Source organism: Intrasporangium sp., assembly GCF_051961875.1.
Classification (GTDB): Bacteria; Actinomycetota; Actinomycetes; order Actinomycetales; family Dermatophilaceae; genus Intrasporangium_A.
Map to the genome: position 1 here is coordinate 1 of NZ_JBQCCV010000064.1, position 9,823 is coordinate 9,823.

At 66.6% G+C, this 9,823-nt stretch carries 6 protein-coding genes; 3 read left to right on the plus strand and 3 right to left on the minus strand.

Annotation, left to right across the window (positions count from 1 at the left end; translation table 11 throughout):
• Positions 1 to 145: 145 nt before the first annotated feature.
• From ACTHJJ_RS04025 to ACTHJJ_RS04035, 3 genes are read right to left on the minus strand one after another with little or no spacing between them, the layout of a single operon-like run.
• Positions 146 to 3,823, minus strand: coding sequence for a CDP-glycerol glycerophosphotransferase family protein (locus ACTHJJ_RS04025; RefSeq protein WP_440301649.1), 3,678 nt, complete (start codon positions 3,821 to 3,823; stop codon positions 146 to 148).
• A gap of 48 nt (positions 3,824 to 3,871) precedes the next feature.
• Positions 3,872 to 4,984 carry a glycosyltransferase gene (locus tag ACTHJJ_RS04030; RefSeq protein ID WP_440301650.1) on the minus strand — a complete coding sequence of 371 codons (1,113 nt, stop codon included), beginning with the start codon at positions 4,982 to 4,984 and terminating at the stop codon, positions 3,872 to 3,874.
• Between the two features lie 17 nt (positions 4,985 to 5,001).
• Complete coding sequence (locus ACTHJJ_RS04035) at positions 5,002 to 7,809, minus strand: bifunctional glycosyltransferase/CDP-glycerol:glycerophosphate glycerophosphotransferase (RefSeq protein WP_440301651.1); 2,808 nt, start codon at positions 7,807 to 7,809, stop codon at positions 5,002 to 5,004.
• A 111-nt stretch (positions 7,810 to 7,920) separates the two neighbouring features.
• Here ACTHJJ_RS04035 and ACTHJJ_RS04040 point away from each other — a divergent pair, with 111 nt between their 5' ends.
• The 3 genes from ACTHJJ_RS04040 to ACTHJJ_RS04050 form a co-directional block, all read left to right on the plus strand.
• Complete coding sequence (locus ACTHJJ_RS04040; protein ID WP_440301652.1) at positions 7,921 to 8,724, plus strand: ABC transporter permease; 804 nt, start codon at positions 7,921 to 7,923, stop codon at positions 8,722 to 8,724.
• Positions 8,724 to 9,470 (plus strand): ABC transporter ATP-binding protein, encoded by a 747-nt coding sequence (locus tag ACTHJJ_RS04045; protein ID WP_440301653.1) that lies wholly within the window; start codon positions 8,724 to 8,726, stop codon positions 9,468 to 9,470. Before ACTHJJ_RS04040 ends, ACTHJJ_RS04045 begins: the two co-directional genes overlap by 1 nt.
• Before the next feature lie 50 nt (positions 9,471 to 9,520).
• A partial coding sequence (locus ACTHJJ_RS04050; protein ID WP_440301654.1) for a hypothetical protein occupies positions 9,521 to 9,823 on the plus strand: 303 nt, incomplete at its 3' end.

Below are 9,823 nucleotides of genomic sequence, written 5' to 3' on the forward strand. Positions count from 1 at the left end.
GATGCGCTGGCGCAGGGCATGATGGGTGCCCTGCAGGGCGAGGTTCCGGCGCGTCCCCTCGACACAGCCGCCTACAACGCCGAGGCGATCAGGGAGTTCGGCGCCGCCATCGGCCTGTCCTGACCACTCTCGACGCCGGCCATGCTCAGCTGGTCTTCGACCAGACATGCTCCACGACCCGTCGGGCGGCGGCGCCGTCGTCGAGGCTGGTGAAGCGTTCCTGAAACGCGGTGTACCGACGCCCATAGCGAAGCGCAAGGGCAGCGGGATCCGCCAGCACGGAGATGACCTCGTCGGTCGTGCGCAGGATCGGCCCCGGTGCGATGGAGCCGAGGTCGAGATAGAGGCCACGGGTGGACGACGCGTACTCGTCGAGGTCGGGCGCCAGGAACACGATGGGTCGGCCGGTCACCGCGAAGTCGAACATCACCGAGGAGTAGTCGGTGACGAGGACGTCCGTGATCTCGAGCAGGTCCCCGACATCCGGGTATCGCGAGAGGTCGCGCACGTTCGGGTAGGCGTCTGCACCGGGGAACCCTGCGGTGTTGCTGTGCCCGCGAAGCAGGAAGACACCGTCGTCAGCCAGCCATCGTGAGACCTTGGCGACGTCGAGGAAGGTGACGGCGGCGTATCCATTGCTCGCCGTACGCAGGTTGTCGCGCCAGGTCGGCGCATAGAGGAGCACCCGGGCGCTGGAGGGGATGCCGAGGCGGCGGCGGATGGTGGCCCTGCGCTCAGCGTTCGTGAGGGCCAGCTGGTCGTTGCGGGGGTATCCGAGCGTGAGAACGGGTCCGCGATAGCCGAAGGCGTCTGGGAAGATGCCGGCGGCGAAGTCGTTCTGGGCGAGGAGGACATCCCACCACTGCGGCTCACGCTTCATGAGGGCGCGATACGACAGGGACAGGCTCTCTCCTGGGACGTCCTCCGCGATGCGCTTCAGCGGGGTGCCGTGCCAGGTCTGGAGGTAGTACTGGTCCGGGTGTTTCCGGAAGTAGTACGGGAAGTTGTTGTTGTTGATGAGCCATCGGCTCGTGTGCAGCGCCCGGTAGTACTCGGGCGAGCCCAACAGGACGGCCTCCGTTCCTTCCGGGGCTGCGGCGGACCCGTCACGGGCCGCCCACAGGATCCGGCCGTCGTAGCCGCCTCGCCGTAGCTCGGACTGGATCGCGAGCGGCGAGTCGCCTGGCGGCCTGCCCCCGAAGCAGGAGAAGACCGCCGTCTCCTCGAGGGGCGAGCGGAGCAGTGAGGGGATGGTCTGCTGGAGCCGGTACTGCGCGTGCCGGCCGGCCACGGCCCGCGGCAGTGGCGGCCGCACGTTCAGCCACAGGGCGCGCGCGTTCGAGCTGATCAGGAATCGCAGGGCGGCGCGCGCTCCGACGTGCCAGCCGAGGAATGGCACCGAAGGATCCGGCACCGTCCCGGGCAGGACGGGCACCCACAGGCTCTGTCGGGCCGCGCGAGGATTGCTGACCAGGCGGAAGGAGTAGCCGGTCGACGCGGGGACCACGTCGCCGATGCCGGGCTCGTGCTGGACAGTTCGGAAGGTCGCGCTGAAGGATCCTGAGACCGGGTCCCACCGGGCGTCAGTGGCCCACCACGCGTCGCTGTCCGAGACGAACGCGGCCAGGAATGGCTCTCTGGCGGGCAGCCGGGCGAGCCCGTGCACCGTGAAGATGTCGCCGGCCGGGGCCACCTCGACCCTCGTCACGACGGCGTCGCGTTTTCGGTCGAAGAACTGCAGGCGCCCGCTCGCCGAGGAGTCGGCCCGGAGGCCGACAGTTGCCGCTTGGGTCATGAGCTCGGCAGCGCCCATGGCGAGGGCGACGTCGTGCTCCTGCCCGTGAACCGTTGCCGACACTCGCCAGACGTGCTGCCGCAGGGGCGGGACGCCGGGTGGCAGGTCCGGAACGCGGAAGGTGACGGCGTGTGCGGAACGGCCTTCAGGACGCGCGGTGGTGCTGAGCCCGAGTGCACGACACCGGACGGTCAGACGCTCGACCGGCGAGCCCTCGAGTGAACGGACGGTGAGCCGCACTCTGCGGTCGGTGACCTCGACCGACTCCGTTATGACCTGCGCCTGCACTCGTCGGAGCCGCAGGCCGACGTCGTGTCCGTAGCGCGCCGCGATGCGGTGTCCATCGGTCAAGGGCCCCGGCAACAGCCGGCTGGCGGCGCCGCGCCGATCATGGTGGGTCAGGTGGTTGCGCCAGGTCTGGCCACCGGTCTCGAGGACGAGCTCGAGGTAGACCTCGGCGGGCTCCCCATCCTCGTTCGGGAGCTGTTCGAGCGCGTCCAGCAGCTGCTCCGCGTTGATCGCCGCGCGGAATCCGTCATGCGCGTGACTCGTGGCCGCGTTGGCCGCCAGCTGGTCGAGCGGGGCAGAGCAGAAACGCTCGACTGCCACGGCTACCGCGGGCAGGAGCGCATGGTCCGCCCGCCGCCGAAGGCAGGCTGTCATCCGGGCCTCACTCAGGTCCGCGCCAGGGAGGAAGGCCATCCCAGTCAGGCGGATGGACCGCTCGTCGGCCTCGTAGCCGGTCAAGACGGCCCTGATCCGGTTCTCGTTCGGTGACAGCAGCAGGTCCCTGGGGCCCGGCGTCCAGCTGATCTGGTCGAGGTAGAGCGGGACCCCGGTCGGCGGGTCGGTCTGGAGATCCACACGCAGCCCGTCGCCCAGGTCACTGCGTGACACCAGGGCGACACACGCGTCATCCCGGGCGTCGGCCTCCACCATCCGCGCCAGCAGCCGGTCCTGGACATCAACCAGGCGCCATGCACTCTCGTCCATCTGCGCGGTGACGTATCGGACGCCCTGGCGCAGCGCGTCCCAGTAGGCGGTCCCCGTCCGCGGAACCTCGTTGTAGTACGCGCGGAGGTCCAGGCCCACCGCCTTGGCCTGCCAGTAGCGGACGACGCGTTGGCTGGCCCGCGTCGTCAGCACGTCCGAGACGCGGGTCATGACGGTGAGCCGGTCGTGCAGGTCCCCGAGGGTGGACTTCTGCTGCGTGATGGACGACTGGTCACCGCGGATGAACCACCGGTAGGTCACCTCGTGCAGGACGTCGAACGAGGTCGCCGACGCGTATGCCTTGGCCGTGGCCTCCTGGTCCTCGTACCGGATCCCCTCGGGGAAGCCGCCAACCGCCCGGTTGAAGAACTCGCGCCGGAACAGCTTGTTCCAGCTGAAGACGTCGGCAAGGATCTCCGGGTAGTCGTCAAGCGTGAGCCGGAGCCGGTCGTACCGGTGCACATCACGGGCCCAGACGGGCACCCATGCGTTGTGGCCCCTCTGGCGCTCGACGTTACCGACGACGAAGTCGGAGCCCGAGCGTCCCAGCGTCTGCGTCATCACCGTGTACGCATCGGGAGGCAGCCAGTCATCCGGGTCCACAAAGGCGATGAAGTCGCCGGTGGCGGCCCGGATGCCGGTGTTGCGGGCAGCGCCCAGACCCGCGTTGGGCTGCCCGATGACCCGGATGCGGTGATCCCACCGGGAGAAGCCACGGGCGATCGCGGCGCTCCGGTCCGGCGAGCCGTCGATGACGACGATGACCTCGAGATCCGTGTAGGACTGCGCGATGATGCTCGTCAGGGACGAGCGGAGATACCGTTCGACGTCGTAGCACGGCACGACGACCGAGATCGTCCCGATGCTCGCGGGTGTCACGCTCCATCTTCTGCGGACGCTGTAGCGCAGTGCCGGTGGCACCGAGCCGCGCAGAGCGCTCCACCACCGGTGGGGGATGGCGCGACGTAGCGCCCGATAACCGGTCCTCACCCCTGAGGCCAGCTCGGCGCGGGCGGTCGCTGCCAACCGGGTCATCGGTACCTCTCGTTCGGTTACCGGGTACCCGATTCTGCCGCACGAAGGTCAGCGCATCACGCGCTGGATGTGGTCCTCCCACTCGTCGATGATGAGCTGCTCGTCGAGCCGCCGGACGCTACGTCGTGCTCGCGTGCTCATCTCCCGGCGGCGCGACTCATCGGTCATCAGCGCGCTCAGGGACGCCGCCAGCTCCCGTTCGTCCTGGGGCGTGACGAGCAGACCGGTCTCATCGTGGTCGATGAGCTCTCGCACGCCCGGTGAGCAGTCGTAGGCCACCGGCACGACACCGTGCGCCTGGGACTCCGCCAAGACCATGGGCAGGCCCTCGAACCGGGAGCACAGGACGGAGATCTTGGCCCTGTCGAGTACGGCTGGGACGTCCCGGGTCATCCCCGGGACGGAAACGCTCTGCTCGATGCCGAGGTCCTTGACCATGTCCAACAGAGTGCGGTGCTCGGGGCCGTCGCCATGCAGCTCGAGTCGCCACCCGGGGTGGTCCTTCCGGATGGTCGACCAGGCCCTGAGCAGGTGGTCCATCTGCTTGTTGGTGTCCTGTCGAGCGACCGCGACGACGACATTCTCCTTCTCCCACTCCGGGGCATGCCCCTCGCCGAGCCGGGGCGTCGACAGCGGGTTCAGCACATAGCCGGTGTTGTTGAAGTTCTTCCGACGAAAGTTGCGCGCATCCTCGGCAGTCAGGAGCAGGAACTTGTCGATCTGTCGGTACAGCCGGGAGATCCGCTTGTAGTCGTGCGTGAGGATCGCGGCGTCATACGACGAGTGGTACTGGCCGATGATGCGCGTCCCGGCATTCAGCTGCCGCTCTATGCCGATGTCGGCGACATGCTCCATGACGAACAGCTGGGTGCAGATGAAGACGCCGTCACGGTAGCGCCGGAGGGTGCGTTCGAGATTGGCGACAGCCTCCTCACGCATCTTGTCGCGCACGTGATCGGGGAGTGGGGACTCGTTGCGCGAGTTCTCGGGGCGCTGGGACATGAATCCCGTCGGGTATGCCAGATCTGTGAGGTCCACCCGCTCGTCCGCGGCTGGGCGGATGCCGTTGAGGGTCACGTCGTAGCCGCGCCTCGTCAGCCCGTCTGCAATGGCGTGCGACACCCGTTCCGCCCCACCCAGGCCGTCGATGTGGTTGGACATGACGAGAATGGGGGGCTTCACAGGACGCCGCCCCTCTCAAGCAGTGCCAGGGCGGCCCTCTCCGCCGCCCCTCCGTCCTCGTCACCGCAGTACGTCTCGAGGAACTCCTCGTACTTGTCCTTGTACTCGGGCGTTCCGGACCGCAGCCTCTCGACGGCTAGGACGAGTTCGTCCGTGGTGGAGGTGAAGGGCCCTGGCCCCACTGCCCTGAGGTCGAAGTAGGTCCCCCGGGAGCTCACGTACTCGTCATAGTCATAGGTGTGGAAGATCATCGGTCGTCGAAGCAGGGCGTAGTCGAACATGACCGAGGAGTAGTCGGTCACGAGCATGTCGGATGCCATGTAGAGCAGATTCACGTCCTCGACCGAGCGCACGTCGACGGCTCGGTGGCGGTGGGCGGCGGGGATGCTGATGCGATTCAGGTAGTGCGGTCGCATCAACAGGTAGGTGTCGGGCCCGAGCCGGTCCAATATCTCGCCGACGTCGAATGGCGGCTTGACGCTCGTGCGGTGCAGTCGCGTCTCCTCCCTGAACGTCGGCGCGTAGAGGATGACGTTGGCGTCCTCCGGGAGGTCGAGCAGGTGGCGCGCCTCCGAGCGGCTGAGGCTGCCGTTCACCAATGGGTCGTTGCGGGGCGTCCCATATCGCAGGAGTTCGCCGCGAAAGTCGAATGCCGGGACGAAGACTTCTTCGAAGTAGCGGTTCGGGATGACGAGCTGGTCCCAGGCGCCCACGCCGGTTTCCGGGGACAGGGGGGCCGGTGCGTGCCCGAGGACGTCCTTGCCCATCTTCTTCAGCGGGATTCCGTGCCACGTCTGCAGGTAATGCTGCCCGGGACGCTTCCGCACGTACGCCGGGAACGTCTGGTTGTCGACCAGATAGGTGGCGCGAGCCAAGGCGTCCAGGTACTCCCGTGATCCACGCTGGACGACCTTGCAGTCCGGGTGCGGCGGCTGGTGCCCTTCGGGCAGCACCCACACGAACCGGAGCTCTGGCCGGAGCGTCCTCAGTTTCTCGTAGACGTATTTGGGGCTGTCGGCGTAGACAGTTCCCATGTTCGCCTCGAAGAGGACGAGCCGGGGGTCAAGGGACCGCTTCCGGGCGGCCGCAATGACCGAACTGGTGCGGACCGTGCGCCTCCGGCGCAGGCGTTCACGCCGAGTTCGGATGCGACCGAGCACCCGCCGGTCCATTGCCCTCAGGAGGCGTTCCCTGCCGCGCGACGCGCTCTCCACCGAGAACACGACGCCGCCGTCCTCAGCCGATCCGAGCCGGCCAGTGTTGGCGTGAGCCATGGATGCGGTGATGCGAAGGGGTACCTGGATCTCGGGCAGAGCGGGCGGCCACAACAGCGAGGTGTTGATCTCGCGTTCGCTGCGGCGGACGATGACGTTGAAGTGCCACCGTTCGGAGAGCAGCCCGGAGAAGATCGGAGAATCCCGGGGGATTCGCAGCGCCCATGTGACGGCACCCTCGGAATGCTCGAGGACCTCGACCGGGAGCATGAGGCGACCGGGTCGCCGTTCCCGTCTGACGACGACGGAAAGAGCCCAGTCGACGTTCGGAGTGAGCTTGCGGAGGTTGTCGTGGGTCACCCCCAGGATCTCCACGCCACGGCGCGAGGCCGTCACCTCGACGACCTCGTGATGCAGATGGAAGGTCCCGAACGGGGCTCCGATGAGAGGGTTCTCCTCAGCGCGGAGGAATGCGTTCTCCGGTTCGTCGGCCGGGTGGTTCGCCTCCCAAGAAGGGTCACTCTGAGGCGTGGTCCAGCGCAGACCTCCCTCAGCCTGCACCAGCATCGGCGCCATGACATTGCGTCGGTCGAGCAGCATCATGCGGCGCAGGCCTTCGGGGTCACCACGGAAGGCCATTCCGTATGCCGCACGGAGGGCCGACGGGAGCTGCTCATAACGATCACGAGGAATGTCTCGCAGGTACCTGTCCGCAGTCTCGATGATCGAAGTGGTGAAAGTCGGCGCGGCCACGATGGAATCGGACAGGTAGAGGCGCATGTCGTGCTGAAGGAACTTGAGGTCCTTGGTGCGCTTCAGGACCTCGGAGCCGAACGAGTGCAGATACTCATCGATCCGTCGGTGGGCTTCGAGCCGGGATTGGAAGTTGTCGAGCCGATGGCGCTGGTTTGATATCGACTTGCGGGCACCATGGGGGAAGATCCGCCAGATGTACACGTTCTCGGGAATGATCGCGATGCGCTTGGCCTTGGTGTAGGCCTGGATCGTGAACACCTGGTCTTCATAGTGGATGTCCTCGGGAAACCGGAGGTGGTTGTCGAGGAGGAAATCGCGTCGGTACAGCTTGTTGACCGAGAGCGTCTCTTCGATGAGTTCGGGCCACTCTTCGATGGAAGAGAGGACGCGCCGCTCCTCGAAGAACTGCGGGTACCACAGTGTCTGTCTTTTCGTGTTCATGTACTCACGGCGCACGAGGCCCATGGAGAAGTCGGCGTCGTGGTCCTCGAGGGCCTCGAGGAGGTTCTTGCAGGCGTGACGCTCCAGCCGGTCATCACTGTCGAGGAACATGACGTGCGTCCCGTGGGCCGCGGCGACACCGGCATTGCGCGGCGCGCCACAGCCGCCGGAGTTCTCCGGCAGGCGGACGTACCTGACGCGCGTATCCAGCCGGGAGAGCTCCGCCGCCACCTGCGGGGTCGAGTCGGTCGACGCATCGTCGGCGATGACGACCTCGACGTTGCGCAGGGTTTGGCGCAGGACCGAGCGTACGGCGGTTCCCAGGCGCTTGGCATCGTTGTAGACGATCACGACGACCGTCACGTCCGGGGTCTGAGTGCTGGCGGCCGTCACTATGGGCGCCCTCCTCGAGTTCGGCGGATGACCCGCGGCAGGATACCGTGTGTCCGCTGACCAGCCTCAGCAAGCCACATCCGTGCTCATCCCCTCGAGACGACTGACGACATGACCATCATTGCTGAACAGGCCCAGGGCCTGATCCGACACCGCAGGGTGCTCGGCACTTTGATCAAGCGCGATCTGCGGGTGCGCTATGCGGGCAGCGCCCTTGGATACGTATGGTCCGTTCTGGACCCGTTGGCCATGGCGCTCATCTACTTCGTCGTCTTCACGATGATCTTCAAGGCCAGGAATGTCGGGCACCAGCCCTACATCCTTCACCTGATCATCGGCCTCTTCGTGTGGCAGTGGTTCTCCGCCTGCATGACCGAGACGTCCCGTGCCCTGCTCCAGGACGCGCGCCTGGTGAAGTCCACGAACCTGCCGCGAGAGCTCTGGGTGGTCAGGCTCGTCCTGTCGAAGGGCCTGGAGTTCCTCTTCTCCCTGCCCGTGCTGCTGTGCTTCGTGCTGGGATACGGCCTGGCAGGCAAGCTGCACCTGCACTGGACACTGGTCTACTTCCCGGTGGCCATGATCCTCACGTTCATCCTGGCCACCGGTCTCGGCCTGATTCTCGCGCCCATCACGGTCCTCGTGACCGATATGGCCCGCGTCGTCCGAATCCTTCTCCGTATGGGTTTCTACGGGACTCCCATCATCTACAGCGTCCAGTCGGCACCGGCGGCCATTCGAAACGTCCTCGAGTTCAATCCGATGAGCGGCATCTTGGAGCTGTACCGGGCGGGGTTCTTCGCTGGAGAGCTTGCCCGCCGCTCGGTCCTGATTGCTGTCGTCCTGAGCGTGCTGATGCTGCTCGTCGGCTCCGTCGTGTTCAAGCGCTATGAGTCGGCTGTCCTGAAGGAGATCTGATGCAGCCGGTCATCGAGGTCAAGAACCTCGGCATCGAGTTCTACCGTGGCAAGAAGCGGCGGATGTCGCTGCGCGAGATGGTTCTCCAACGCAAGAACACGGCGCCCAAGGACACTTTCTGGGCGTTGCGCAACGTGACGTTCGATGTCCAGCCCGGTGAGGCCGTGGGCGTGATCGGCTCGAATGGCGGGGGCAAGACCACCCTGCTGAAGATGATCGCCGGTGTCCTGATCCCGGATGAGGGCAGCGTGCGGGTTCGCGGCGACGTTGCACCCCTCATCGAGCTGACCGGCGGCTTCCTCGGGGAGCTCACGGCACGGGAGAACGTCTACCTGGCGGCCGGCCTGCACGGCCTGACCAAGGCTGAGGTCGACGAGCGTTATCACGAGATCGTCGAGTTTGCCGGCCCGCAGGTGCAGGCCAGCATGGACATGCCATACCGCCACTTCTCGTCGGGAATGCAGGTTCGCCTGGCATTCGCCCTGATCACCACCTTGGACAAGCCGGTCGTCCTCGTCGACGAGGTTCTGGCCGTGGGCGACCGCAGCTTCCGCGAGAAGTGCTATCTCCGCATGGAGAAGATGCTGTCTGGCGGAAAGACCCTGTTCCTTGTGTCCCACAGCGAGGGCGACCTTCTCCGGTTCGCGGAACGCGGCCTCTACCTCAGGCACGGCGAGCTGGTCGCGGACGGCCCGATGCAGGACGTCATCGACGAGTACAACGAATACTCGGACCAGCATTCGTGAGCCTCGAGGTCCCGCCTGTCGTCGGGAGTGCCGAAGCGCGCCGTGTCGGTGTGAACCGGTCGCCCGGGGAGGCCGTGATCCTCGGTGCGCAGGCCGACCGGCCCCTCCGCGAGATCCTGACGGAGGCGGGGCTGACCACTCGCGAGATTCCGCCAGGCCTGCCGCCGCTGTCCGCGCTCGCGGCGGTCGCGGACTCGAATGCAGGGGAGTCGCTGCTGCTGTGCGCGAGTGACCTCCGGCTCTCGGCGGTGGCCCAGCTCGACCTCGTCGACACGCCCCCCCACGAGACCGCCATGCTGACGATAGACCGCGCGGCACATGACGCACCCCCCACCGGCATGCCCCCGGTCCGC

Coding starts and splice junctions, on each gene's coding strand:
- ACTHJJ_RS04025 (WP_440301649.1), bottom strand. CDS start 3,823: ATGACCCGGTTGGCAGCGACCGCCCGCGCCGAGCTGGCCTCAGGGGTG.
- ACTHJJ_RS04030 (WP_440301650.1), bottom strand. CDS start 4,984: ATGTCCAACCACATCGACGGCCTGGGTGGGGCGGAACGGGTGTCGCAC.
- ACTHJJ_RS04040 (WP_440301652.1), top strand. CDS start 7,921: ATGACCATCATTGCTGAACAGGCCCAGGGCCTGATCCGACACCGCAGG.
- ACTHJJ_RS04045 (WP_440301653.1), top strand. CDS start 8,724: ATGCAGCCGGTCATCGAGGTCAAGAACCTCGGCATCGAGTTCTACCGT.